The 25,951-nt window shown below is 39.9% G+C and carries 21 protein-coding genes; 10 read left to right on the plus strand and 11 right to left on the minus strand.

Features of this window, described 5'->3' with window-relative positions; translation table 11 throughout:
- The first annotated feature begins 7 nt into the window (after window positions 1–7).
- The 3 genes from DTA23_RS12765 (at window position 8) to DTA23_RS12775 (ending at window position 3,404) form a co-directional block, all read left to right on the plus strand.
- The gene (locus DTA23_RS12765; RefSeq protein WP_083296124.1) at window positions 8–1,171 is read left to right on the plus strand and encodes a 2-isopropylmalate synthase; all 1,164 of its coding nucleotides are present in this window, start codon (window positions 8–10) and stop codon (window positions 1,169–1,171) included.
- A gap of 214 nt (window positions 1,172–1,385) precedes the next feature.
- Window positions 1,386–2,633 carry a threonine ammonia-lyase IlvA gene (gene ilvA, locus DTA23_RS12770; protein WP_088163111.1) on the plus strand — a complete coding sequence of 416 codons (1,248 nt, stop codon included), beginning with the start codon at window positions 1,386–1,388 and terminating at the stop codon, window positions 2,631–2,633.
- A gap of 255 nt (window positions 2,634–2,888) precedes the next feature.
- On the plus strand, window positions 2,889–3,404 hold the full coding sequence (locus DTA23_RS12775) for a DUF2911 domain-containing protein (protein ID WP_112374970.1): 516 nt from the start codon (window positions 2,889–2,891) through the stop codon (window positions 3,402–3,404).
- Window positions 3,405–3,673: 269 nt separating this feature from the next.
- Here DTA23_RS12775 and DTA23_RS12780 read toward each other — a convergent pair whose 3' ends face one another.
- The gene (locus DTA23_RS12780; RefSeq protein WP_112374971.1) at window positions 3,674–6,076 is read right to left on the minus strand and encodes a S9 family peptidase; all 2,403 of its coding nucleotides are present in this window, start codon (window positions 6,074–6,076) and stop codon (window positions 3,674–3,676) included.
- 461 nt (window positions 6,077–6,537) lie between these two features.
- On the opposite strand from DTA23_RS12780, the gene DTA23_RS12785 reads away from it, so the two are divergent.
- The 4 genes from DTA23_RS12785 to nrdF all read left to right on the plus strand — a co-directional run bounded on the left by DTA23_RS12785 (window position 6,538) and on the right by nrdF (window position 10,397).
- Window positions 6,538–6,771, plus strand: a complete 234-nt coding sequence (locus DTA23_RS12785) for a thioredoxin family protein (protein ID WP_046673718.1) — start codon at window positions 6,538–6,540, stop codon at window positions 6,769–6,771.
- A 34-nt stretch (window positions 6,772–6,805) separates the two neighbouring features.
- Window positions 6,806–7,213: a class Ib ribonucleoside-diphosphate reductase assembly flavoprotein NrdI gene (gene nrdI, locus DTA23_RS12790; protein WP_053003630.1), complete on the plus strand. Its 408-nt coding sequence runs from the start codon at window positions 6,806–6,808 to the stop codon at window positions 7,211–7,213.
- Complete coding sequence (gene nrdE / locus DTA23_RS12795; RefSeq protein ID WP_046673717.1) at window positions 7,173–9,278, plus strand: class 1b ribonucleoside-diphosphate reductase subunit alpha; 2,106 nt, start codon at window positions 7,173–7,175, stop codon at window positions 9,276–9,278. The genes nrdI and nrdE overlap by 41 nt, the downstream gene beginning before the upstream one ends.
- A gap of 132 nt (window positions 9,279–9,410) precedes the next feature.
- Window positions 9,411–10,397, plus strand: a complete 987-nt coding sequence (gene nrdF / locus DTA23_RS12800; protein ID WP_046673716.1) for a class 1b ribonucleoside-diphosphate reductase subunit beta — start codon at window positions 9,411–9,413, stop codon at window positions 10,395–10,397.
- A gap of 69 nt (window positions 10,398–10,466) precedes the next feature.
- On the opposite strand, the gene DTA23_RS12805 is transcribed toward nrdF, so the two are convergent.
- The 9 genes from DTA23_RS12805 to DTA23_RS12845 all read right to left on the minus strand — a co-directional run bounded on the left by DTA23_RS12805 (window position 10,467) and on the right by DTA23_RS12845 (window position 21,337).
- Window positions 10,467–10,946: an alkaline phosphatase family protein gene (locus DTA23_RS12805; protein ID WP_204990860.1), complete on the minus strand. Its 480-nt coding sequence runs from the start codon at window positions 10,944–10,946 to the stop codon at window positions 10,467–10,469.
- 84 nt (window positions 10,947–11,030) lie between these two features.
- Window positions 11,031–12,197 (minus strand): glycoside hydrolase family 76 protein, encoded by a 1,167-nt coding sequence (locus tag DTA23_RS12810; RefSeq protein ID WP_112374973.1) that lies wholly within the window; start codon window positions 12,195–12,197, stop codon window positions 11,031–11,033.
- Window positions 12,198–12,252: 55 nt separating this feature from the next.
- Complete coding sequence (locus DTA23_RS12815; protein ID WP_088163117.1) at window positions 12,253–13,884, minus strand: RagB/SusD family nutrient uptake outer membrane protein; 1,632 nt, start codon at window positions 13,882–13,884, stop codon at window positions 12,253–12,255.
- A 12-nt stretch (window positions 13,885–13,896) separates the two neighbouring features.
- On the minus strand, window positions 13,897–16,941 hold the full coding sequence (locus DTA23_RS12820) for a SusC/RagA family TonB-linked outer membrane protein (RefSeq protein ID WP_112374974.1): 3,045 nt from the start codon (window positions 16,939–16,941) through the stop codon (window positions 13,897–13,899).
- A gap of 147 nt (window positions 16,942–17,088) precedes the next feature.
- Window positions 17,089–17,280, minus strand: coding sequence for a hypothetical protein (locus DTA23_RS12825; RefSeq protein ID WP_112374975.1), 192 nt, complete (start codon window positions 17,278–17,280; stop codon window positions 17,089–17,091).
- A 426-nt stretch (window positions 17,281–17,706) separates the two neighbouring features.
- Window positions 17,707–19,422, minus strand: coding sequence for a GMC oxidoreductase (locus DTA23_RS12830; protein ID WP_112374976.1), 1,716 nt, complete (start codon window positions 19,420–19,422; stop codon window positions 17,707–17,709).
- A 7-nt stretch (window positions 19,423–19,429) separates the two neighbouring features.
- Entirely contained in the window at window positions 19,430–19,918 is a 489-nt protein-coding gene (locus tag DTA23_RS12835) for a gluconate 2-dehydrogenase subunit 3 family protein (protein ID WP_070570191.1), read from the minus strand.
- An 87-nt stretch (window positions 19,919–20,005) separates the two neighbouring features.
- Entirely contained in the window at window positions 20,006–20,665 is a 660-nt protein-coding gene (locus DTA23_RS12840; protein ID WP_112374977.1) for an HAD family hydrolase, read from the minus strand.
- 36 nt (window positions 20,666–20,701) lie between these two features.
- Entirely contained in the window at window positions 20,702–21,337 is a 636-nt protein-coding gene (locus tag DTA23_RS12845) for a DUF6266 family protein (protein ID WP_112374978.1), read from the minus strand.
- A gap of 496 nt (window positions 21,338–21,833) precedes the next feature.
- Here DTA23_RS12845 and DTA23_RS12850 point away from each other — a divergent pair, with 496 nt between their 5' ends.
- Together DTA23_RS12850 and DTA23_RS12855 are read left to right on the plus strand one after the other, a co-directional pair.
- A complete protein-coding gene (locus tag DTA23_RS12850) occupies window positions 21,834–22,445 on the plus strand; it encodes a fumarylacetoacetate hydrolase family protein (RefSeq protein WP_070570197.1) in 612 nt (203 codons plus the stop codon).
- A gap of 11 nt (window positions 22,446–22,456) precedes the next feature.
- A complete protein-coding gene (locus DTA23_RS12855; protein ID WP_239468766.1) occupies window positions 22,457–24,187 on the plus strand; it encodes a M23 family metallopeptidase in 1,731 nt (576 codons plus the stop codon).
- 235 nt (window positions 24,188–24,422) lie between these two features.
- On the opposite strand, the gene DTA23_RS12860 is transcribed toward DTA23_RS12855, so the two are convergent.
- Entirely contained in the window at window positions 24,423–25,127 is a 705-nt protein-coding gene (locus DTA23_RS12860; RefSeq protein ID WP_112374979.1) for an IclR family transcriptional regulator, read from the minus strand.
- Window positions 25,128–25,224: 97 nt separating this feature from the next.
- Between DTA23_RS12860 and DTA23_RS12865 the strand changes: the two genes are divergently transcribed.
- Window positions 25,225–25,947: a 3-ketoacyl-ACP reductase gene (locus tag DTA23_RS12865; RefSeq protein ID WP_112374980.1), complete on the plus strand. Its 723-nt coding sequence runs from the start codon at window positions 25,225–25,227 to the stop codon at window positions 25,945–25,947.
- Window positions 25,948–25,951: the final 4 nt, after the last annotated feature.

A 25,951-nucleotide genomic window follows, 5' to 3' on the forward strand; every position in this document is an offset into this window, starting at 1 on the left:
AGAAATTATGTTACACGATCCTAATCATCTTTACATTTTCGACACCACCTTACGTGATGGCGAACAGGTACCAGGCTGCCAATTAACCACTCCGGAGAAAATTGAGATTGCTAAAGACCTGGAAAAACTAGGGGTGGATATTATCGAAGCCGGTTTCCCAGTGTCTAGCCCTGGTGATTTTCAATCGGTCGTCGAATTATCTAAAGCGGTAAACGATGTCATTATATGTGCATTGACCCGTGCCAATCAAAACGATATTGACGTAGCTGCTGAGGCATTAAAATATGCCAAACGCCCACGTATTCACACCGGTATTGGTTCTTCGGACATGCATATCAAATATAAATTCAACAGCACAAGAGAAGAAATTTTAGAACGTGCCGTTGCGGCTGTAAAACATGCCAAATCCTATGTGGAAGATGTCGAGTTTTATGCAGAAGATGCGGGTCGCGCAGACTTGGCATTTCTAGCTAAAATGGTTGAATCGGTGATTGCTGCCGGTGCTACGGTAGTCAATATCCCCGATACAAACGGTTATTGTCTGCCAGACCAATATGGCTCAAAAATCAATTACCTCAAGGAGAATGTACGCAATATCGATCAGGCAATTATTTCCGCACATTGTCACAATGACCTAGGACTTGCAACAGCAAATTCTATCGCTGCCATTCAAAATGGAGCCCGCCAGGTAGAATGTACAATCAACGGTATCGGTGAACGTGCCGGAAACACGTCGCTTGAAGAAGTGGCCATGATCCTTAAAGTACACAACCAGTCGTTTGGAAGCTTAACATCAAACATCGATAGCCGCATGTTTACGTACTTATCGCGCAAGGTAAGTGAAATGATGAACATGCCTGTCCAACCGAATAAAGCAATCGTTGGCCGTAATGCCTTCGCGCATAGCTCGGGTATTCACCAAGATGGTTTCCTAAAACACCGCGAAAACTATGAGATCATCAGACCAGAAGATGTTGGTTTGGTTGAAGCTGATATTATCCTGACAGCTCGTTCAGGTAGACATGCCCTTAAGCACCATTTGGAGCGTTTAGGTTTCCATCTTGAAAAAGATGATTTAGCAGATTGCTATCAACGTTTCCTGGTTTTAGCCGACGAAAAGAAAAATATTTGTGATGATGACCTAAAAAGCCTCATCCAGGAAAAAATATAAAAAAAGGAAGGCTGCAGATGCAGCCTTTTTTTATCATAAGTACATTTTTTTTAAAAGGATCCACATGACACATAGCTGATTATTATTTTAGCATGTGTTCAGACGGTCTTCCATTCAAAATCAACTAAATTTAAACACTGTATAGGTAGAATCTCTCATATAACAGCGAATATCTGCGTTTTATTTGCTACCTTAACTAGGCAATCATCTAACAATGAATCTATCAACCTTAAACATCAATTCAGAAGCTACGCTTGACCGCATCAAGTCTGTGGTCAACAGAACACCGCTTCAATATAATCGGCATCTATCCGAAAAATATGGCGCTGAAGTCTATCTCAAACGGGAAGATTTACAAGTCGTACGTTCCTATAAATTACGCGGTGCCTACAATAAAATTATTTCCTTAACAGCGGAAGAGCGACAACGTGGCGTTGTATGTGCCAGCGCAGGCAACCACGCTCAGGGCGTTGCTTTCTCCTGCAATAAACTCGACATCAAAGGCGTGATATTTATGCCGGGTCCGACACCACGCCAAAAGATTTCACAAACGGAAATGTGGGGTAACGGTAATGTAGAAATCATCTTGACCGGAGACACTTTTGATGACTGCCAAAAAGCGGCGCTGGCTTATACAGCAGAGCATGGCATGACTTTCATTCCGCCATTTGATGATCTCAAAGTTGTGGAAGGACAGGGTACTGTAGCCGTTGAAGCTTTACAAGATCTTCCCGATATGGACGCCATATTTATCCCAATTGGTGGAGGTGGACTTGCCGCGGGAGCAAGCTATTACCTGAAGAGTAAAAACAAAGCGATCAAATGTTATGGTGTTGAACCCGAAGGAGCTCCTTCTATGCAAGCGGCTTTGACACATGGCGCACCGATCGAGCTCGAGCATATCAACAAATTTGTTGATGGGGCCGCCGTTAAAAAGATCGGTGCAACGACATTTGAAATTGCCAAACAGTTGTTGGATGATACACGCTCTATTCCCGAAGGAAAGATCTGTACCTGTATCCTAGAGCTGTACAATAAGGATGCAATTGTCGTTGAGCCTGCAGGCGCTCTATCCGTGGCCGCTCTTGAATTTCACAAAGATGAAATTAAAGGTAAGAAAGTCGTCTGCATCATATCCGGTGGAAACAACGATATCGACCGCATGAGTGAAATCAAAGAATTGTCTCTACTTTACGAAGGGTACAAGCATTATTTTATCGTTCGTTTCCCACAACGTCCAGGCGCCTTAAAACTCTTCGTTTCTGAAGTATTGGGGCCTAAGGATGATATTACCCGTTTTGAGTTTATCAAAAAAACCGAACGCGAAAGAGGTCCAGCGCTAGTCGGCATTGAGCTCAACAAGCCTGAGGATTACGAAACACTGATTGAACGCATGAAAGAATATAAGTTTGATGTCATTGAAATCAATAAAGACCAGACACTATTTGAATACCTTGTATAAGTAAAAGCGTATAAACAGAAAAAAGCTCGTGCACAAATCACGGGCTTTTTCTGTTTATAAGAATACAATTGCCATTCCCCAAATATTCAAAAAAAACTAACAATTCCATCACCTAAAAAATCGTATATTTCCGTTATTAAAAGATATTCAATAGCTTAGGAGAGAGCGATAAATTATTTTTATTTGACCAAAGGCATATTGCATATAAAAAGTAATTTATCTAAGTTTAATTGTTTAATCAATACTATACGAAAAATGAGAGTACTAATTTTAACGATTCTGACCTTAATAGGTCAACTTACTTTTGCTCAGACCGACAAAAGTAAACGCCCAAGTCCTCCAGACAACACTAAGGTAACCACCACCGATGGTGTCACGATTGACATTAATTATAGCCGCCCTTCATTGAAAGGCCGTCAGCTTGGTGTTGATATCGCCCCTATCGGTATTGTATGGCGTACTGGAGCAAATGAAGCGACCACCATCGAATTTAATAAAGATGTATTGGTTGAAGGCAAGAAATTAGCTGCTGGTAAATATGGCCTTTACAGCATCCCTGGAGAACACGAAACAACAATTATGTTCAATAAAGTGTGGAATCAGTGGGGAACAAAATATGATGCCAACGAAGATGCTTTACGTGTTTCTGTTAGCAATGCCACAGCAAGCAATTCACAGGAACAATTTAAGATCAATGCAACTCCGCAAGGAACCGTCTCTTTAGAATGGGGACAGTATGTCGTTCCGTTTATGGTTAAAGCGAGTAAATAGCTACAAAATATTTATCATCTTGCAAGAATAGAGGCTATGAAAGTAGACACAAGGTATATTCTGAGCAATAACCGAGTGAAAGGAGTGTATTGAAGTCAATGAGTCTGAACAATTTTTATAAACAGAACGATTGAGATCATTGGTACTTAATGAAAAAAAACAGGCCTCAAGAAAATAAACACTTAAATAGAAAAAGGGAATAATAATTATTTCCTTTTTCTATTTAAGTGTTCACTCTGTAATGCTATTGATTTCGGTTAGTTAAATGGTCAGTTTCTTAAATATTTTTCTAGAAACTGATCTTGTTCCCATAGTAAATGGAAGATATTTTCTTTGGCGACATATCCATGTGCTTCGCGTGGTAAAATGACCATACGCACGGGAGCTCCCAAGTTTTTCAGGGCCTGAAAATAGCGTTCTGTCTGCAGGGTGAATGTTCCGGGATTATTATCGGCTCCGCCATGAACCAACAAAAGTGGGGTTTTCATCCGATCAGCACTCACAAATGGAGACATGGTCATATACAAGGCTGGATCATCCCAGAAGTTACGTTGTTCACTCTGAAAACCAAATGGTGTTAAGGTCCGATTGTATGCTCCAGAACGCGCTATTCCTGCGGCAAACAATTTTGAATTGGACAACAGATGTGCTGTCATAAACGCACCATAGGAATGCCCACCCACAGCAACTTTTTTCCGATCGATATAACCCAAATGATCTACCGCATCAATTGCAGCTTCGGCATTTGCCACAAGTTGTTCAATAAAGGTATCATTCGGTTCTTTTGTTCCCTCTCCAACAATAGGGAAGGCCGCATTATCCAATACAGCATAGCCCTTCGATACCCAGTAGATAAAAGAACCATAACTTGGGAAGGTAAACTCTTTCGGATTGGCCGTGCTTTGCCCTGCTGTATTCTTGTCTTTATATTCCCGTGGATAAGCCCACATTAGCAGAGGCAACTTCTCTTTCTTCGTAAAATCATAACCGGCAGGTAAATATAACGTTCCGGAAAGTTCGACTCCATCCTTGCGCTTGTATTTTAAAATCTCTTTATGGACTTTTTCCAACGATTTAAACGGGTTTTCCAACGTGGTGAGCGTCACCTGTTTCCCCGATTTCATATTTTTCATGAAATAATTCGGATAAATCGATGCTGACTGAAGCGAAATCAACAGATCACCAGTTTTAGGGTTCACTAGTTGGGCGATACGTTCTTGCATTTCAGATGCTGGAGCAGTGTAGATGCGTTTTTTCTTCAATGAATGCAGATCAAGCTCATCCACAAAAGGAAACTCACCATTTTTAGTAAATCCCTTACCAACAAACAGTGCTTTATCTTTATCTACATACATTGAATAAGTGCCTAAACTATTTTTTTCCATATACACATCTCCTGGATCATTATACACATCCTGACTGTTCCGCTCTTGCAACAGTTTGGATTCTCCGGTAGAAGGATTCACCACAAAAGTTTTTGCATTTCTCGTATCGTACCATTGCGAATTGATCAATGCATATTTATCATTTCCCCATGTTACACCAGCATAACGGTCTTTGGTTTTAAAAATAAGTTTCCCCGCACCGTTGTAAGGGTAAGATAAAGTATATAAGGCATCACGAAACTCAGCAGGTTTATTCGCGTTCCCACCATCCAAAGCTTCTACATAGGCCAACGTAGCTGGCTGATCACTCCGCCAATGCCAGGCCCGTTTTCCCGATCGTGTCGACGAAAAACCCTTTGGCATTACCTCTGTCAAGGGGGTCTCATTCACAAGCGCTATTTCTTTGCCCGATCGATCATAAATACGAATCTGCTGTGGAAAAGACGAGACGGGAACTACATAGGAATAAGGTTTTGTGATAGTCGTGATCATCACGTACTCGCCATCCGGAGAGAAGCTGATTCCCGTATAAATGGCTTTATCTTTAAAGGAAGAAATCTTACCGTCAAGGTCCACAAGTTCAAGATTGGATTGCACCAATGTTTCGAAATTCGCTTCGTCCTGCGGATTTTTAAGCAGATCTTGGTACGTTCTCAATTGGGACACCTTCCCATCACTCGTTGAGACAATAGGTCCTGTCGGCAAATCTTTTGAAGGATCTAACAGTGCAGCCCTATCCTTTGGCAGGCTTGTAATCAGTAAACCGGAAGAATTTCTCAGCCACTGAAATGGCGCTGTTAATGTTCCATTCAGATTGTAGGCAGTCAACTGTTTGACATTTCGAGTTGCAAGATCAATGACAAATAAGGCCGTTCCGCTTTCATTTGTATTGCTAAATGCCAAAAGCTTATTGTCTGGAGAGAATACAAAATTGGCCATCGCCGCTTTTTCGGGTATCCCCGTGAAGTCGGAAAATTCCACATTTTGCCCTATTTTTTTCAAGGCAATCTTATCGAAAAAGATTGTTGAACTTTCCATGTTCGTCTTCGGATTAATCCGCAATCCCGCCAGTTTCATTTCTTCCTGGCCTAAGTCGGTCAGGCTTTTATACGTAGGTCGAAACGTAAATAACATCCAATTTTTATCGCTTGAAATCTTTATTTGAGGTGGGCGCACATAATCGGCTAAGGCCAAAATTTCAGTAGAGGGTTTTTGAAAGGTAATGTTTTCCTGCGCTTGCGTCTGTAGCGATGCTAGAAGCAAGAGACCATAGAATAGTTTCTTCATAAATTTATTTTTCAAATTAGGGCAAAATAAGGTAATAAAAATTTCATAAAAAAGCAAGCTTTGTAGCTTTTTTATGACACTAAAATTAAACTTAAATCATTTGTAAAATAGCGGTAAAAATTACTAATTTAAAGTTATCCACATTTACAAAATACAGAAAACCAGCAATTTAAAAACACGAATCTTCAGCAAACGCATTCTCTGACAAACTTTTGCCCAAAATGTGGAAAAGTCAAACTACCGCATCGAAAGAAAATATAAGATATTTGTTAAGCTAATGAAAGAATTGGCAACTCAACGAAGTTTTTAAGTATCGAAATACAGACTTTTCTTTTTGGCGAATTGTCTATTTTAAATGGCTAGATTAACCTTCAATCTAGTCTCCCCGATTAAAATTGATACCATTAACTTCGTACCGGGTTTTTCTATAAAGATTGGAGTAAAAAAATAAACAAGTAAACATGGCAAGAATTATCAAATTTGAGAAAAACGATTGTGCTCCTTGTGCACAAGTATCGGCTTATTTGGATCAAAAAGGTATCCAATATGAAACGGTTAATCCTTTTGATGAACCAGACTTGGCCGCAAGATTCAAAATCCGCACTGTTCCTACGGTAATTGTGTTGGAAAATGAAGAGATTCAACACCGTATCATTGGCTTTAAACCAGAGGAATTGGCTGCCATTGCACTTTAATAAATTTAGCGTATCATTAAAATGAAACAGTGACATGATACACATTTATTATGATTCCAGAACGGGGAACGTACAACGTTTTATGGATAAAGTAGCTCAGATAACGGGTTGGCAAATCCATAAAATCACCGCCGATTTAACGGTAAAAGACCCTGGGCATTTGGTCACTTTCACCACAAATTTTGGACAGGTGCCCGAAAATACAAAAGAATTCATGAAACGCGAAGCTAAAAATATTTATTCTGTTACTTCCAGTGGCAACCGCAACTGGGGACCGAATTTTGGTCTAGCAGCTGATCGCATTTCACAGGATTTCGACATTCCACTGGCGTTCAAATTTGAACTGTCCGGAACAATGGAAGATATTAATCAATTTATTGACATCTTAAAGAACTTTTGCGATGGTAGCAAACGAAGTAGCAAAAAACTGGATATTGCTTAATAATGAAATCATGATTAAGCATGATGACGAATTCAGCTTACATAAAGATAAGGAAGCGGTTCGTGCATATTTCTTAGAATATGTAAATAAGAACACAGTGTTCTTTTATACATTAAAAGAAAAAATAGACTATTTGGTAGAAAACAACTATTATATTGACTTTTACCAATGGTTTACATTTGAAGAAATGGAAACGGTCTTCAACTATGTGTATGCGAAAAAATTCCGTTTCGAATCTTTTATGGCGGCATTCAAATTCTTCCAGAGCTACGCTTTACGTGACGATTCTGGTGAAAAGTTCCTGGAACGCTATGAGGATCGTGTAGTTGCTGTTTCCTTGTTCTTAGCAAGAGAAGAGGGTGTTCAAAAAGCGATCGAATATGCTGAAATCATGATCAATCAAGAATACCAGCCAGCGACACCTACATTCTTGAATGCAGGAAAGAAACGCTCGGGTGAATTGGTATCTTGTTTCTTGGATGAAATCGGCGACAACTTAAATGGTATCGGTTATGCTGTTGATTCCGCCATGAAGCTGTCTTCTATCGGTGGTGGTGTATCGTTCAATATCTCCAAAATCCGTGCTCGCGGAGAAGCGATTAAAGGTGTTGAAGGCCGTGCCGGCGGTGTACTTCCAATCATGAAGATTATGGAAGATACATTTTCATATGCGAACCAGTTGGGACAACGTCCGGGTGCTGGGGCAGTATACCTCAATATTTTCCACTCTGACATCGAAGAATTTTTGGATTGTAAAAAAATCAACGTTGACGAGAAAGTACGTATCAAATCATTGTCGATCGGTATCATCGTTCCGGATAAATTCATGGAATTGGCAGAAAAAGATGAACCATGCTATTTGATCTACCCACATACGGTAATGCAAGAGTATGGACAATTCTTGGATGAGATGGATATGGACAAGATGTACGACGAATTGATCACGAATCCAAACGTGAAAAAGAAAAAAATCAATGCTCGTCACCTTTTAGTTAAAATTGCACAGACACAAAAAGAATCAGGATATCCTTATATTTTCTTCAAAGAGAACACCAACCGTGTCCATGCATTGAATGAAATCGGTCAAGTGAAATTCTCAAACTTGTGTACTGAAATTATGCAAGTATCTCAAGTATCCGATATTGAGATCTATGGCAAACAGGACACGATCCGTTATGGTATTTCCTGTAACTTAGGCTCCTTAAATATTGCTACTGTAATGGACAACAAACGTATCAAAGAAACCGTAAAAACGGCTATGCGTGCTTTGACTGTCGTTACAGACGTAACCAATATCGACATGGTTCCTTCTATTGCAAAAGCAAACCGTGAGTTGCATTCTGTAGGGCTAGGTGCAATGAACCTCCATGGTTACCTTGCAAAAAGCTTCATTATGTATGAATCTAACGAAGCGCTCGATTTTGCCAATACCTTCTTTATGATGATGAACTATTATTCATTGGAAGCATCGATGGAAATTGCCAAAGAACGTGGTAAAACATTTGTTGGATTTGAAAAATCAGCCTATGCCGATGGTACGTATTTCAACAATTACGTAAACCGCGATTATATGCCTAAAACTGCTAAGGTAGCGGAGTTATTTGAAGGGATACATATCCCAACGGTAGAAGATTGGTTGGAATTAAAAGCAAAAATCAAAGAACATGGTATTTACCATGCTTACCGTTTGGCCATTGCTCCAAATCAATCGACTTCGTATATCATGAATGCAACTGCATCAGTTATGCCAATCGTCGATATCATTGAAGTGCGTGAATATGGAGATAGTACGACTTACTATCCAATGCCATATTTGACAAACGATAATTATTTCTACTTCAAATCGGCTTATGATATGGATCAATTCAAAGTCTTGAAATTGATTTCGGTCATCCAACGCCATATTGATCAGGGTGTATCTACTATTTTGCATACAAACTCAAAGGATTCGACACGAGATTTGTCAAGATATTATATCTATGCACATAAATTGGGATTGAAATCCCTTTATTATACACGGACAAGAAAATCGACCATCGACGAATGTGTTTCTTGTTCAGCTTAATTTTGAGATTTTAGTATTTGGATATATAATGGGAGAAAGTCAAAAGTTGCCTAAGCCATTGGCGGCTTTTGGCTTATCTAAAATCAACAATCCAAATACGTGATAATAAATGCCTAATACTTTAAACTAAAAATGAGTAAAACATATAAAGCTGTCAACTGGAATACCCCTGAGAACGATTATGTATTGATGTTCTGGGAACAAAATATCCGTCAATTCTGGATCGACACGGAATACATTCCATCAAAAGATATCGATAGCTGGAAACGTATCAGTCCAGAAATGAAAGATGCGTATAAAAAAGCTTTAGGAGGATTGACCCTTTTGGATACCCTTCAAAGCCATACAGGTATGCCTAAAATCATCGATCATATCGACACCTTACAGAATAAAGCGGTATTGTCGTATATGTGTATGATGGAAGCTATCCATGCAAAATCGTATTCCACCATTTTCACGACAGTTTCTACGACCGCCGAAATAAATGATATTTTCGAATGGGTTCAACAAAATAAATATCTTCAATACAAAGCAGAAACGATTGATGGCTACTACCGCGCGATCGATAAAGAAGATGCTTCCGAAGAGGAGATTTATATGGCAATGGCTGCATCCGTATTATTGGAGTCTTTCTTATTCTATTCTGGATTCTTCTTGCCATTATGGTTATGTGGACAGGGCGAAATGGTTGCTTCTGCCGATATCATTAAGAAAATTATCGCAGACGAATCTATCCACGGTGTATTCGTTGGATTAATAGCCCAAGATCAATTCAAAAAATTAAAAAATCAAGATCAGGTAAAAGCTCGTTTCCTGGCCTTGCTTTACAATTTGTATGAAAATGAGCTGAAATATACAGAAGAGATCTACACTGAAGTTGGTTTAACTGCAGAGGTAAAAGAATATGTTCGTTACAATGCCAACAAAGCATTGATGAATTTGGGCTTTGATCCGATCTTCGAAGTAAAACAAGTCAACCCAATCGTATTGAATGGATTGAATACTGAAACGACACAACATGACTTCTTCTCCAAGAAATCAACTAACTACGAAAAAGCAACGGAAATTGTTCATCTAAAAGATGATGATTTTAAAATGGATGTGGTCGTAGATATATAATATTGACAATTTGTCAAACAAAAAGCCCCAAAGAGTTTTCTTTGGGGCTTTTTGTTTGACGGGCAACAACTATTGTTGGAATGCTTTGATCGCCTTTCCGCGCCAAGCGGCATCAAGCGGTGCACCAAGCAACCAAGTTAACGTAGGCGCGATATCATAAATCATCAAAGTTTCCTTAATTTCTTTCCCTTTGGGTACACCAGGTCCGGTCATTACCCAGGGAATCTCCACCTCCGCCAGCGATTTACCACCGTGTCCTTTTCCTGTGCCACCGTGATCCGCAGCAATAACAAAAATTGTTTCATCAGCTATTCCCGCATCTTTTACCGCCTGCTGCAAAGTGCCTATGCGTCTGTCGACCTGTTTTAGCTCGGCATAGTATTCCGGGGTATTATGTCCAATATTGTGCCCTACACCATCAGGTTGATCGAAATGCACAAAAGTAATGGTCGGTTTCTCTTTCTTTATAATGTCCACGGTGGTATTCAAAGCCGCTTCATCATCATCTTTGGTATTAATGACCTTTTGAACGACTTTGTTATCAATCAAATAACCTGATCTCCCGCCTATCCAATGAATCGCTCACATGCTAGATCAACATCATATTTTACAAGTCACGCAGATAATAAGGGATCAGTACCCAGCTTTTGCCAACCGTGCATACATCTCGACAAAAGCACATTGATCAAGGAGCCACTTCGATTGATGTTGATCCTTCAAAGTCCAGTCTGGGCTGAAAAGCCCTTCTTTGTCGCGCATATGCTTCCAGGCAAATTCAAGGTTTTCCGCAAAAATTGCAAGATACTTTTGGTTGCCATTCACCGCAGCAAGCTCCATATAACCGCGCATCATTACCGCATGAAACCATAAATTGCTATTTTTTAGTTTTGGAAAACTCAGTTCGCCACTTTTCTCAAAAAAATATCCCAGGCAAGCCTCAGCCAGCTGTTGCGCATCTTCAAGGTACTGCTTATTTTTCGTTAGTTTATAAAGCAAGGCTGCCGCCTGCAACATTTGTCCGGCGTTGTACGAAAACTTAGCTTTTCCAATCTTTCCATTGAGCTGCATATTGTCCCAATACAACTTATCTTCGGGATCCTGAAGATTTCTTTTTGTCCATTCATAAAGACGCTCCCCTTCTTCCAGATAGTACCTATCATTGGTTGCCATAAATAACTTCAGTGCAAATACACTTGCTGGTGCATTCGAACACGTATTTTTAGATTCCTTTTTCTGTTCACACCAATAAACGCCACCGCCTAATTTATCATCCTCCCCACTCTTTACAAAATTCCAGATCTCTTTGGCCGAAGTCAGGTAGTTTATTTTTTTTGTATGGATATAGCTATCTGTAAAATCGATACCCAACCAGATATTATCGTCATAAAAACGATCCGAGGGAGGAGCTGTATTTAAATAAGAAGCATAGCCAATAGGCGACCTACTTTCATCTCTATATTCCTGTAACCCCATCAGGACTTTTTTGTCAAGTATGAACTGAAATGCCTTTTTTGTTTTTGGTAATTCCATCAAGGTATTTACAGCCGAGAAACTACCCGAGAAAGGCCATAGATAAGCATATTTCTTTTGCTGTGCTGCCTGTTGATTATTATCCAAATAATCAGCTTTGAAGTTTTCATCAAAGGGATATTTTTCAGCCAAGAGCTGATTCTTGGTATTTCCAAACTTGCTATAGATGCTATCTAAAGTTTGGATAGCATAGTTCTGAAAATTATTTTTCTGTGCAAATAAGGTTACACCAATAAAGTTCAGAAGAAACAACGTAAAATATCTTTTCATGTGTTTTAGGTAAAAGAATAGTAGATACCTATGCGGCATCTACTATTCCTGAACATTAATAACCAGGGTTTTGTTTTAAATTGGGATTGATTGCCAATTGATCCATCGGTACCGCATATAGTTCTTTATTCTTATCGTTCGTAGCTTTATGATCCCACCAAGATCCGGATATATATTTTCCGAATCGGATTAGATCTGTCCGGCGCTTTCCTTCAAAAATAAATTCACGTCCCCGTTCCGCAAGTAATTCATCCAGCGTCAATGTAGCGACAGTATACTGCGCCATAGGCCAGTCAGCCTTACTAAATGCTCTTTTTCTGGATTCATTGACCAACTCCACAGCCTCACTACTGGCTTTTCCACCATTCTTACGCATAAGTGCTTCAGCTTTATCGAAATAGATCTCCGTTAAACGATAAATAATATAATCATTCTCCCAGTAGTTGGCATCGTCCAAGGTACCTGATTTATATTTATTAAATCGAGCTCCAGAATTCTCTTCTCCTTTTGTCATACCACCTTCTGAAGTTTTATCACCTTCGCTTTCTCTGCGGATCGAATTGACAAACACCAGCGGTTTACCTGAATACTCTTCCGTTCCCAATACAGGTGTAGTGGTGCCGTATTTATATTGTGGTCCAAACAAAAACCATTCTTTCTTCCGCAAGTCATTTTCAGCATAGGCATTAAATGCGGTAGGGATAACAACAAATGCATTCCATCCACCGTAACCAACTTTGAGCACTTCCTTCATATAGTCATAACTCATATAGAATCCCGACCAATCGAATGTAAACCCCGCCTGTCTGCTATATTGAAATTGAAATAAGGATTCCGGATTCGCCGAATTGGTATTACTGAACAATGCATTCAAATCAGGGCTCAATTTGGGAGCCCCTCCAATGCCGCCAGCCTGTCCGGAAATAATCTTATCACAAGCAGCGATACATTCATCATTCATTGCCTTACCCGACCATTTTTCGGCATTGAGATAGAGTTCAGCCAGCATGGCATAACCCGCAGCCATAGATACCTGACCGATATTACTGGCCGAGGTTTTAGGCAACTTATCCACATTTTCTTCCAGCTCCTTCTGCACAAATGCAAAAACCTCTGTTCTCGGTTTGGTTTCGGGGTTAATAGGATCGGCTACCTTTGTCACGATAGGAACGTTGCCCCAAAGATCCATTATCTTAATGTAGTGAAATGCCCGCATTACTTTTAATTGCACAAGTATTTGCGTGCGTTCATCCTCTGTCAGATCCGCAATTTTAGCGATATCAAGTTTCTCAATATCCTGAATAGCATTATTGACATAGCCAACGCCGCCCCACATCAACTCCCAGGCCCCACGCATTCGGCTTTCATTGCTTGTCCAGGTATGATAGTGCTGCCGGATATGGTCTCCACCGTCATATCCATGGCGTCCCTTTTGCGGCCAGGCCACCTGATCGGCACTTAATTCGGAATGATAATAAAAGCCATTTCCACCTGTAGGTGCAAGCCAGGCCTGCATATGTGTAAAAGGGCGGAGCGCAGCTTGCATAACCTCCCGTTTATTCTTATAAAAATTATCATCCTTGATCTTACTATACACTGTCTCATCCAACTTGGTGCAGGAACTAAAAGAGATACCTAAGGTAACAGTGCTCAGAATGGCGAATAAATATTTATTTGTTTTTTTCATAACCTTACTATTTTAAAATCCAACATTTAAACCAATTGTCCAAGATCTTGTTCTTGGATAGAAACTGCGCGAATCAATCCCTGCTTCAAAACCTGTATCCTGCAACTCTGGATCAATCCCCGTATATTTGGTCATGGTTGCGATATTTCTCCCTGTCGCATATACATATAGACTTTTGATATAATCAGTCTTTAGTTTAAAGTTATATCCCAATGTAATATTATCCAGTTTCACAAAACTTCCATTCTCAAGGTAGTAATCCGAATACTGTGGATCCTGTTTAAGGTCGGCATGTTTAGTAAAAGCACTTTCGAAAACATTATTAGGCAACCATTTTTGATTACCAAAGAACATATCCGCTGTATTTAAAATATCATACTTAAATTTCCCTCTGAAAAATACGGTCAGATCGAAGCCCTTATAGGCAAACCGGTTACCTAGCGACGCATTGAATTTGGGAACACCATTTCCAATATAGGCGCGATCATTATCATTTATATCCGCAATGGTAGCCTTGGAGCCGTCAGCTTTATAGAAGAGCCATTCTCCAGCATCATTCAGACCCGCATAACGTTTTCCATAGAAGGAACCAATTTCACCGCCTTCTTCAAGACGAATGGCATCTCCAAGATTACCTGGAGAGGGCAGACCGCCAAAAGTCATCCAATTACTCTTAAAGATATCATTGGACATGGTAACGAGTTTATTCTTTTGATAGCTTCCCGCAAAATCCACCGTCCATTTAAAATCTTCTTTTTGAATTGGAACTCCAGACAATTGCAACTCAACACCTTTATTCGAAACCTCGCCTACATTGTACCAAATGTTTGTACTCACATAGGCTGGCTGTTGCGCCTTATACTGGTATAGTAAGTCTTTGGTTTTACGATTATAGACATCTAGAGACCCTGTTAGTCGGTTATTCCACAAACCAAAATCGAGCCCGATATTCAATTCGGCTTTTTGTTCCCATTTTAAGTCGGGATTGGGGTTCTGGGTCGGTCCATACGTTTGATAATAGATGCCATCCTGCGGATATACCCCACCTGTTCCCAACAAGATCAACGAATTGTAATTTGGGAAGCCCTGATTACCGGTTACCCCATACCCCACACGGAGCTTCAGATTGTTGACAAGGTCTTTATTGGAGAAAAAGTCTTCGTTTGTAATGGTCCATCCCGCAGAAATGGCAGGGAAATTACCCCATTTATGATTAGCACCAAATCGCGAAGATCCCTCTCGGCGAAGAATTGCACTCACAAAATACTTTTGGTCATAATTATAATTTACCCGTCCAAAAAAAGCAATCAATTTATTGTCTTCCTTAAATGAGCCCATCGATGGTCTTGGCAATTTGGTATTTGTCAGAGCCGTACCACTTCCCATGTCCCAATCTTGAAAAGCGTCTGTTGTAAAACCATTATTGGACATCTCAAACCGCTCATAACCATTATATTGAAAACTGTAACCGAGCAAACCCGTTATATTATGCTTGTCGTTGAATGTTTGGTTGTAATCAATTGTTGTTTCAAAGGTCTTGGACCAATTTAACTCATTTCTTTTCCAAGCATAGCCCATACCCTGATACTCAGAATTTTGGCGTTGGTCCCAATCTTTGATCGAACGATATTGACGATCGTTCCAATTATTTCTAAGATAGGATCCGAAGGCTGAGATGCTCAATGGTTCTATAATCTTGAGTTTCATACGTGCGTCTCCCGAAAAAGTTTCCTGATTGCGTTGATCTACACGGTTGGCCATACGATCCAGCGGATTAAAATTATTATAACCCTGGGTTTGGTAAAAACTTCCATCGGGATTGTATAGTGGAGCAGTTGGATTACGCTGGATTGCCTGTTCGAAATATTCCGTTTTTCCACCCAAAAGATCTGCTTTATTGAAATTGGCAGCAATATTACCGGAGAAAGTCAATCGATCTTTTAATCCAGTTTGCGAAAAATTGACACGACCGCCAAATTGCTGACGTCCATTCTGTTTAGCAATGCCTTCGGCATTTTCATAGTTAATTGAAGCACGGTAGTTGGATTTATCGCCACCACCGCTGGCAACAAAATTATGAAATGTTGAGAAATTACCTTTATTGATCAATTCGTCATACAAATCTGTTGAAGCGCCAAGGTCAAGATCAGGTTTATTCTGTCCGTTGACCACATAATCTCTAAATTGCTGCGCACTCAGCATCGAAGGTTTCTTTGCGACAGACTCATGTTGACCATAGGTATAATATTCAAATCGTGGTTCTCCAGATTTGCCTTTTTTAGTGGTTACTAAAATTACACCACCATTACCCCGCGTCCCATAAATAGCCGCTGCAGATCCGTCCTTTAACACGTCTATGGATTCAATATCTCCTTGCTTGATCAAATCTAGATTTCCGCCAGGAATGCCATCAATGACAATCAGCGGGGAGTTTCCGCCTTTCATGGAGGCCATACCCCGCAATTGGATATCTGAACCAGCATTGGGGTTACTGCCTTGGGTCCGTGTCACGTTTAGACCGGCAACTTTACCTTGTACCAGATCCATTGGATTGCGCATACCACCTTGATTGAAATCCTTCTCTTTTACAGAAGCTACAGCTGAGGTAACTTCGCTTTTCTTTTGTGTACCATAACCGACGACAATCACCTCATCCAATTGATCCTCTGTCGCTGAGAGTTTAATATCAAGCGGAGCATTTCCCGTTACTTTGACTTCATTTGTTCGATAACCAATAGACGAAACGACAAGGACATCTCCTATCTTGGCTTGCAGGGCAAAATTACCCTGCCCATCCGATGTTGTACCTTTTACTGATCCCTTGACGGTAACCGAAACACCGGAGACCCCTTCTCCAGTCTTTGCATCCTGTACCTTTCCTTTAATTAAATCCTGAAACTTAGCGAACTTATGGATAAAGGTCTCTTTTGAGTCTTCCCCCTTGGCGATGACATGCGCATTTGCCTGATGTATCGTCCCGGCGATAATAGCCAACGAAAAAAACAGCTTGGTATTTTTCGTTAAGCGGGCAAATGATTCTAAATCGATTCTGCTCATATAACTAGTGATTTTGGTTTATAAAACGTTTAGCTGATCAAAACTAAAACGATCATGTTTAATTAGTTTTTAAAAAATTAATACGAATACGTGAGCCTCATTTCTATCGTAATAGATTAAACCCTATGAATTATTAATCATTTATTTTTAAAAAAAACGTCCTTTAACTTGCTGCTGCACATGGTTTACTTCTTTTACGAAGGATTTTCCATCGTAATTGGCTGAAGTTCCGACCGCGGCATTGACTTGTTGGAAAGTACCAGCAATGACAACCAATGAGAAAAATAACTTTGATTTTTTCCCAAGCTGCGCAAATGATTTTACCGCAACTTTGCTCATATTAATAGTGATTTGGTTTATAAAAACGTTTTAGCTAAAGATGCTTAGAACGTCTAGTTTAATTTAGTTTTCCCTTAATTGATGTTTTTTAAATCGATCTGCTTTCTTAAAATTGCCTGCTATATTCCATTGCTTTCATTTAACAGAAAACGTCTGGGTTCAAATGTCTATGGTACTATTGCCGCATAGAATCTGCAATAAAGTCTGCTAAATCGCTTTTGCTTTTGTTGTAAAATTTTTTGGTTTCCCTATTTTGGTTTTTTTAATTGCTTTTTTTTGATTACCTATTGGTTCATTAATTGTTTATTCGTTATTGTTTTCCTTTTTGGTTATTCTTTCTTGGTTTTAACGTGCTATTCAGGTGGAAAGATAGCACTTTAATTTTACAAGGGAAAGATTTATTTTCAAAACCTTTCCCCGGTAAAATTAAATATTTCCTTTCTTCATCTCGCTAACCGCATAATCGACAGATCGAGCCGAAAATGCCATATAGGTCAATGAAGGATTTTGTGTTGATGTGGAGGTCATACTTGCACCATCTGTGACAAAAACGTTTTTCACAGCATGCATCTGATTCCATTTATTCAATACCGAAGTTTTCGGATCGTGGCCCATACGTGCTCCGCCCATTTCATGGATATCCAAACCTGGAGCCTGCCAGTGTGTATCTGGCCGAATGTTTGTGAAACCAGCATCCGTAAACATCTCCGTCATGACGGCAATGTAATCCTTTTTCATTTTTTCATCGTTCTCATCATAATCGACAGCAATTTTTAACAACGGAATACCCCAGTCATCTTTCTTACTGCTATCCAATGAAACCATTCCCGATTCTTTTGGTATTGTTTCACCCATCATGTGAGATCCAACCTGCCAAACACCTAATTTAGGATTCAACAAATTGTTTTTCAGATCCAACCCTAAACCCGAACGATCCGACTCTTTACTACGTGAAGCTCCGAAACCGGCGGCATAGCCCCTTAAAAAGTCCGTTTCCTGTTTGTGCAAGTTTCTGAAACGTGGAATATACCCTCCACCTGCTGGATTCCGCCCCTCGGCCGTAAAATCCATCAATCCTTCATACTCCGCGTAAATGCGTGCACTATAGTTGTGAAAGGCAACATATTTTCCGAGCACACCACTATCATTACCCAAACCATTTGGAAAACGGTTCGATTTAGAATTCAATAAGATCAAATTCGTATTGATTGCAGCCGCATTGACAAAAATCAGTTTGGCATAAAAATCAATTTCCTCTTTTGTATTGGTATCAATAACACGTACACCCACTGCCTTTCCTTTTTGTTCATCATAGAGGATTGAATGAACAACAGAAAATGGACGTAGCGTCATATTCCCGGTCTTGGCGGCCCAAGGAATTGTCGTTGCATTGGAACTGAAATATCCACCAAAAGGACATCCTCGCTGACAAAGTACGCGATTCTGACACTGTACACGTCCTTGTTCGATGTGAATCTGATTTGGTTTAGATAAGTGTGCACAACGTGCTGAAATCACTTTGCGCTCCGGAAATTTCTTTTGGACGCTTTCTTTAAAATACTTCTCGACAATATTTAAGGGGTACCCTGGCAAAAACTCACCGTCAGGCAATTCAGGAAGTCCATCGTGATTACCTGCAATACCGGCAAATTTTTCGACATAAGCATACCAAGGTGCTAAATCAGCATAACGTATCGGCCAATCTACGGCAAAACCATCTCTCGCTGGCCCTTCGAAATCAAAGTCAGACCAACGTTGCGTCTGTCTCGCCCATAATAACGACTTGCCGCCAACTTGATAGCCTCTGATCCAGTCAAAAGGTTTCTCTTGAATATAAGGATGTTCCTTGTCTTTTACAAAAAAATGGGCCGCATCTTCATGGAATGCATAACATTTGCTGACAATCGGATTTTCTTCTTTTACTTTGAAAGGCATTTCATTCCGATGTTCAAACTCCCAAGGCATCATATTGGTGGTTGGGTAATCCTTGATATGTTGTACATCACGTCCACGTTCCAAAACCAATGTTTTCAAGCCCTTCTCGCACAACTCTTTTGCGGACCAACCGCCACTAATTCCCGAACCGATCACGATCGCATCGTAGGTTCTGTTTTTTTCACTGTCAATATTTAGATTTGCCATGTGCTATTTATGCCTTAACTTTTACCGCACCATTGTACGGACCCGGAATAAGTTTATAAATCACCTTATTCTTCATCACGTATTCTGAGTTCATATACCCCTGAATTGCACGCGATTTGAAGGTCTCAAAAAAAGCCTTCTCGTCGGTTTGGTCTTTTAACCCCGCCAAAGTGGTCTCAGTCTCTTTGTTATTTTTTAAATTCAACTGTTTTCGCAATTTGTTGAAACCAGCGACAAATTTAGCCTGATTTTCTGGCGACTCACAGTCATCTACCATTTTGATGACGAAAAGATGTAAGTTCAGATCCTTTCCTCCCGGTGTATCCGATTTCGGAATCAGGATGTTAGCCAGATCGCCCAAAAATTGCTCATCTTCCGCCGAAATCTTCAGCTTATTTAATACAATTGATGCACCTCCATCATTCAGACAGGACGACAAAATTGTCAGTCCGCCAGCTATAATGAAAAATTGCTTTATTGCGGTTCTACGGTTCATAATCAGAGTTCCCTTTACAATTCGGTAATATTACATATATCCGACTAAAAATACAAATGCTAAAACGATTAAATTATTTTACAACCCTCAAATCCATTGCGCCAACAGGGCTTTCGCCTCAGATAAGTTTTCCACAATGTTATCAACAGCTGTTAGTCTAGCACGTTCTACCTCTTGCTTCGTAACTGCAATCAACTGTGTCCCTGCTCCCAATGCCGATGTACTTCCTGTTGACGTATCCTCAATAGCCACACAGCGGTCGGCTGGTAGACCCAGATGTGTCAATGCCAAACGATAAGGTTCCGGATTGGGTTTTGGCAGCTCCACACACTCACGCGTGACAAAAAACTCAAAATAATCCAAAAGCTCATGTTTGCCCAAAACAGTATCGACAGTGCTTCTATAACTTGAGGTCACCAGCCCAATACGGATATCTTCTGCTTTCAAAAAAGCTAAAATTTCTCGTGCTCCAGGCATCAATTCTATATCGCTCATGTTAGAATCGGCATAAGCCGCACGTGTACGCTTCCACATATGTTCTTCCGTCACGTCGTAGCCATAGTCCTCGGTAAGACGCTTGACATTATGTGCTAAAGTATGTCCAGCAAAATCGCGAATCCAATCTTCATAGCTGATCTGAAGGTTAAATTCCTGTTTTAATATAGGTGCCCAATTTTTGAAATAGAAATATTCCGAATCAATTAACGTACCGTCTAGATCGAACAATACCGCCTGTATTTTATTCATAGTGTTAAAGATACACAAGTAGGTGGAAAAATCCTATTAAATGACGCCACAATAGGTCGAATTTGAGAATGCACCATGATAGGTATCCCAAAACCCGATGTAGACATGATAATCAGCTTTCTGATTTAATTCAACTGGTACATTGACGAAACATTGACCATCCTTAGCAGATGCAACTGCTGGTTTTAACGAGCAGAAATCATTTAAGCTAACAAATGCTAGATTTAACTTATAAATTTCATCATCATACGCTGGGTTTGGTATCCATTCCAAAAATATACGTCCTTCACTCACACTCACCTTAGTACCCTCAGGCGGTATTAAATCCCCCACAAACACGTTCAAATTTTCAAAATTCACGACGGGATTATAGTCAGTATCAAAAGCCAACACATCATTGAAAACATGCTTTTGCGCAAGCTGAAATGCACCATATTTAGATCCATTTTCTTTTTTTAACTCATAGCCAAAATCAAAGACAGCTTTGTTCTCTGCACAAAATTTTCCGACAGCCTTCATTTTTTGGCGATGTAATCGCTGAGCTTCAGTCGGAGGTTTACTGTTTTTTCTCCTTGCTCCGCGAATAATCCATTGCCCCATACGATTGTATCCATATATCGAACCAACTTTACCTCGAAAGCCACCATTGGGTCCATCTTCTAGTATTGCCATATTTTAATTTTTTTGTTTAATTATCATCTTAACAATGATCTCTTAACAATCGATCTGTATTAATGTTTGAATTAAATTAGGTATGAACTAGTATTAGATTAGGTATACTATAGGTTTTAGTTAGCTATAACCTATACTATACCTAACTAAAACCTAAACAAAACCTAACTAAAACCTATATAAATATATACTTTGATCTAAATTACGCATGTAGTTGTTTTTCTCCATTTTTGGATAAGCTTTGGACATTTATTAAGTTTGTTGTGGTAAATGAAAACTAAAGTATACCGAGTATGGATGCACGATAAGTTTTTAGAAGATAACCATATCGTTCCTCACATGACGTTCGTTAGCATAGCGCATTCCGGCCAAGTGTAGGTAATTCACAAATAGCATATAGTACTTTCTAATAGCGCCTCAAATGTACACGCGATGAAAACCGAGCTCATGAGTTCGCAAGAAATCTGAAAGTTTCATTGCCTTAAAAATTTATATCATGAAAATAATTGCAATAGGTCGCAATTACATCGACCACGCGAAAGAGCTCAATAATCCAGTCCCAGAGAATCCCATTATATTTTTAAAACCCGATACAGCGGTCTTAAAGGATAACAAAGATTTCTATTACCCCGAATTCTCCAAAAACATTCAGTTCGAAACCGAAGTTGTCCTCCGGGTCTGTAAGGAAGGAAAACATGTGACACCAAAATTTGCATCAACCTATTTCGATGCTATCGGCCTAGGGATTGACTTCACCGCCAGAGATGTACAGCAGGAACTTAAAGCAAAAAGCCTTCCCTGGGAATTGGCAAAAGCATTTGACCATTCGGCAGTCATCAGCAACCTGATTCCTAAAGAAGAATTTGCGGAAGTAAATTCGATTGATTTCTCCCTGCAGCAAAATGGGCAAAAAGTTCAGCAGGGAAATACCAAGGATATGATATTTTCCTACGAAGATCTGATTGTATATACCTCCAAATTTATTACCCTACGCAAAGGTGACCTCATTTACACCGGAACTCCAGTTGGTGTCGGATCTGTAGCCATCGGCGATTTATTGGAAGGTTTCATTGGCGAACAGAAGATGTTTAGCTGTAAAATCAAATAGCTGGGAATAGCATGATAAAAAAAACGACAGCAATGCTCTCCCTGCTGGCCTGCATGGCAGGTCTAAGCAAGGGACAAGATATTATCAAAAGCCGCAATTATCCACAAAACTATTTTGTACGGCCCATGGACATTGCGCCGCAGGCTTCAGGATCGTTCGGCGAATTGCGCGCAACGCATTTCCATGGTGGAGACGATTACCGGACACAACAACGCATCAATATTCCTGTACATGCAGCAGCCGAAGGTTTTGTATCCCGCGTCAGGGTACAGATAGGTGGTGGTGGTAATTATGTTTACATTGATCATCCCAATGGTTACACCTCGGTGTACATGCACCTCGAAAGCTTTAATTCGGATCTTGCGAAAATCGTTAAAGATGAGCAGTACAAGCAAAAACGTTTTGATGTCGATATATTTCTCAAACCCAACCAAGTACTTGTAAGAAAAGGTGAGTTTATTGCAAATTCGGGCAATACAGGCGGGTCTGCAGGTCCACATCTTCATTTTGAAATCCGGGATACAAAAGCACAATTGCCGCTCAATCCGCAATTGTTTGGACTGTTGTTTCCAGACGGTGTCAAACCGATTATCCGCGGTATGACGGTCTACGATTTGGGTTCCGAACTGTTTGATGAAAATACGCCCCGCAGGCATCAAACCATCAGATCTGTTGGTAGCGGCAATTATAGTTTAGCAACAAACGCCCCTATCTCTGTGAATGGTACCTTTGGATTGGGAATCAACACCGTTGATAAACGGAGAGGAATCTCTTTTACATATGGTGTATATTCGATTGAACTATTTTTAGACAATAAAAACATCAGCACGGTACTGTTCGAATCCATTCCTTTTGATCAGACCCGTGCGATACAGTCCTACGTAGACTACCCTTATTTAAAAAAGTCAGGGGTACGCGTGCAAAAGAGCTTCAAAGATCCTAACAATCCGATCAACATCTTCAAAAACTTGGATAACCTCGGTAAAATAACGTTGAAAGACAATGAGGTGCATGAGGTAAAATATGTGGTCAAGGATGTTCAAGGGAATACGAGCGAATTGAATTTTAAGGTGCAGAATAACCCTTCACTTTCCATCAGCCGCCCAAATGCGAAGGGGCTTAAAATGTTTCACTATGCCGATGAAAACAAATATGAAGCGGAGAATGCTCGGGTTTATATGAGCAAAAATATATTGTATGACGACCTTTACTTCAATTATTCGCAGGGAGCAAAACCTGCAAAAGGCTACTCGGCAATGCACTATATCCACAACGCTTATACACCGGTGTTCGGATTTTATAAGCTCATGATCAAACCAGACTACAGCTTGTCTGAAAATCTTTATGACAAAGCCTTGATTGTTTCTTCTGATGGCGGAGCACAAGGTGGTCAATATGAGAACGGCTGGGTGGTAGCCAACGTACGCGAATTTGGTGGTTTTTACATCGCTGTCGATACCATTGCACCAAATATCACTGCGCGTAACCTGACCGACGGCAAGAATGTTTCCAATCAACGCTCCATCGATTTTACCATCAGTGACAATCTATCGGGTATAGCTACTTTTGACGCTTATATTGACGGGAAATGGGCTTTAATGAAATATGACCCTAAAACAAGACATATCTGGCATGACTTCGAACCGGAACTCAGCAGTGGCAGACACGACTTTAAACTTGAAGTGAAAGACAACAAAGGGAATTTGAAGGTCTACGAGGCTTCATTCTCCACATCGCGTTAACAGCTAATTTCAAACTTACAACATTTGTCCGACCTGATCTGCTACATTAATTGCAATTTTCGATTTTTGGTTCAAACAAAAGGGAAATGATAAAATGAGTAAAGGAAAAGAGTCCTGGAATTGGCGAGGACTCTTTTCCTTTACTCAACAATAATCAATGTTACATTTTTAATTGTCACAGTACAATAAGCATGATGCATTCCATCTACACGCTATAGAACGATTATCGTGTAGATTAAGATACCTTATTCTTTAATAATGATTGAATGATCTGTATTCCCTGTTGCATTTCTTTAGTTCCAAAACGATACGATGGGCCTGAAATACCAATTGCTGCCAATAATTTATTATTACTATAAATTGGTACCGCTACGCAATTCATCTCTTTTTCCAAACGTTCATAATCTTCAGCATAGCCTTTTTCTATTACATTATTGAGTTGCTTTTGCAATTTGATTTGTTCTGGCTCGATGAGATTAACCATTAATTGTTTGGTCAAACTCGGTGAATGTGCCATAAAAACATTGCCCAAAGCCGAATTCATTACATCCATTTCTTTACCTACTTCTAGACTTATACGTACAGAGCGTTTGGGATCGCTTTTTAGTTCGTGCCGCATATAGGATCCTAGCTGTATGGTTAGATAAGCGGTTTCACCGGTGAGTTCGGTTATTTTTTCTACGATAGGACGATAGTCTGTTTTCAGTGTAGCGGTAGAATATTCCGTTGGGATGAGGTGATGCATTTTGCCTGTGAGGTAATATCGGGTAGAAAGTTCCTCTTGATCTGCATAGCCCATCTGCACCAAGGTTTTAACAAAATTATGTACCGTAGATTTTTTCATATCCAAACCTGATGCAATATCTTGTATACGCACCCGATTACCGTTTTGTACCATATAATCCATAATGAGAAATAGCTTCTCGAGCGACTGTATCATGTTTTGTTCATTATTACGGAACAAATTTACATTTTAATACTCAATAGTCGTTTATAATAAAATAAAAACAGAATTTTGCGATATATAAAATAGAAATATGCAAGATTTAAAAAATAAGAATGCCCTTATCACAGGTGCTGGTAAAGGGTTAGGTAAAGCGATGGCTTTGGAATTGGCAAAAGAAGGGGTCAATATCGCTCTGGCAGGTCGTACAGAAAAAGATTTGTTACGGGTAGCTGCTGAAATCAGCGCCATTAACAGCGATGTAAAAGTGCAAACTTATGCCTTGGATGTCTCAGATTATACAGGTGTGCAAGACACGGTAAAAAGTATTTTGGAAACTTTTGAAACTATTGATATTCTTATTAATAGTGCCGGAGTTTTGGCTGTAGGAGGTATCAACGAATTGCCAGTTGAGCAATGGGAGCAAGCTTTCAAAATAAATGTATTTGGAACGTATTATATGATCCACGAGGTATTCCCGGAGATGGTCAAAAACAATGGTGGTGATATCATTAACATAGCATCTACCTCAGGTTTGAAAGGTTCTGCAAAAATGAGTGCCTACGGAGCATCAAAAGCAGCGGTGATCAATCTTACCGAGAGTGTGATGCAAGAAGGCCGCAAGTCCAACATTCGTGTATCGACCATCAACCCGAGTACCATTGCCACAGATATGACGGTGAACGCCAACTTCACCGATGGAAACGAAGAAAAAGTATTACAGCCGGAAGATTTGGCGACCCTAGTCGTACACCATCTGGAATTGCCAAAACGTGCTTTTGTAAAAGAATTCAGTTTGTGGTCTACCAATCCATAAGGTT

Origin of the sequence: Sphingobacterium multivorum (genome assembly GCF_900457465.1) — a bacterium.
Lineage (GTDB): Bacteria > Bacteroidota > Bacteroidia > Sphingobacteriales > Sphingobacteriaceae > Sphingobacterium > Sphingobacterium multivorum.

Coding starts and splice junctions, on each gene's coding strand:
- nrdI (WP_053003630.1), top strand. CDS start 6,806: ATGATACACATTTATTATGATTCCAGAACGGGGAACGTACAACGTTTT.
- DTA23_RS12845 (WP_112374978.1), bottom strand. CDS start 21,337: ATGGCAATACTAGAAGATGGACCCAATGGTGGCTTTCGAGGTAAAGTT.
- DTA23_RS12810 (WP_112374973.1), bottom strand. CDS start 12,197: ATGAAAAGATATTTTACGTTGTTTCTTCTGAACTTTATTGGTGTAACC.
- DTA23_RS12860 (WP_112374979.1), bottom strand. CDS start 25,127: ATGATACAGTCGCTCGAGAAGCTATTTCTCATTATGGATTATATGGTA.
- DTA23_RS12825 (WP_112374975.1), bottom strand. CDS start 17,280: ATGAGCAAAGTTGCGGTAAAATCATTTGCGCAGCTTGGGAAAAAATCA.
- nrdF (WP_046673716.1), top strand. CDS start 9,411: ATGAGTAAAACATATAAAGCTGTCAACTGGAATACCCCTGAGAACGAT.
- ilvA (WP_088163111.1), top strand. CDS start 1,386: ATGAATCTATCAACCTTAAACATCAATTCAGAAGCTACGCTTGACCGC.
- DTA23_RS12765 (WP_083296124.1), top strand. CDS start 8: ATGTTACACGATCCTAATCATCTTTACATTTTCGACACCACCTTACGT.
- DTA23_RS12835 (WP_070570191.1), bottom strand. CDS start 19,918: ATGAACCGTAGAACCGCAATAAAGCAATTTTTCATTATAGCTGGCGGA.
- DTA23_RS12775 (WP_112374970.1), top strand. CDS start 2,889: ATGAGAGTACTAATTTTAACGATTCTGACCTTAATAGGTCAACTTACT.
- DTA23_RS12785 (WP_046673718.1), top strand. CDS start 6,538: ATGGCAAGAATTATCAAATTTGAGAAAAACGATTGTGCTCCTTGTGCA.
- DTA23_RS12820 (WP_112374974.1), bottom strand. CDS start 16,941: ATGAGCAGAATCGATTTAGAATCATTTGCCCGCTTAACGAAAAATACC.
- DTA23_RS12830 (WP_112374976.1), bottom strand. CDS start 19,422: ATGGCAAATCTAAATATTGACAGTGAAAAAAACAGAACCTACGATGCG.
- DTA23_RS12840 (WP_112374977.1), bottom strand. CDS start 20,665: ATGAATAAAATACAGGCGGTATTGTTCGATCTAGACGGTACGTTAATT.
- nrdE (WP_046673717.1), top strand. CDS start 7,173: ATGGTAGCAAACGAAGTAGCAAAAAACTGGATATTGCTTAATAATGAA.
- DTA23_RS12850 (WP_070570197.1), top strand. CDS start 21,834: ATGAAAATAATTGCAATAGGTCGCAATTACATCGACCACGCGAAAGAG.
- DTA23_RS12780 (WP_112374971.1), bottom strand. CDS start 6,076: ATGAAGAAACTATTCTATGGTCTCTTGCTTCTAGCATCGCTACAGACG.
- DTA23_RS12865 (WP_112374980.1), top strand. CDS start 25,225: ATGCAAGATTTAAAAAATAAGAATGCCCTTATCACAGGTGCTGGTAAA.
- DTA23_RS12855 (WP_239468766.1), top strand. CDS start 22,457: ATGATAAAAAAAACGACAGCAATGCTCTCCCTGCTGGCCTGCATGGCA.
- DTA23_RS12815 (WP_088163117.1), bottom strand. CDS start 13,884: ATGAAAAAAACAAATAAATATTTATTCGCCATTCTGAGCACTGTTACC.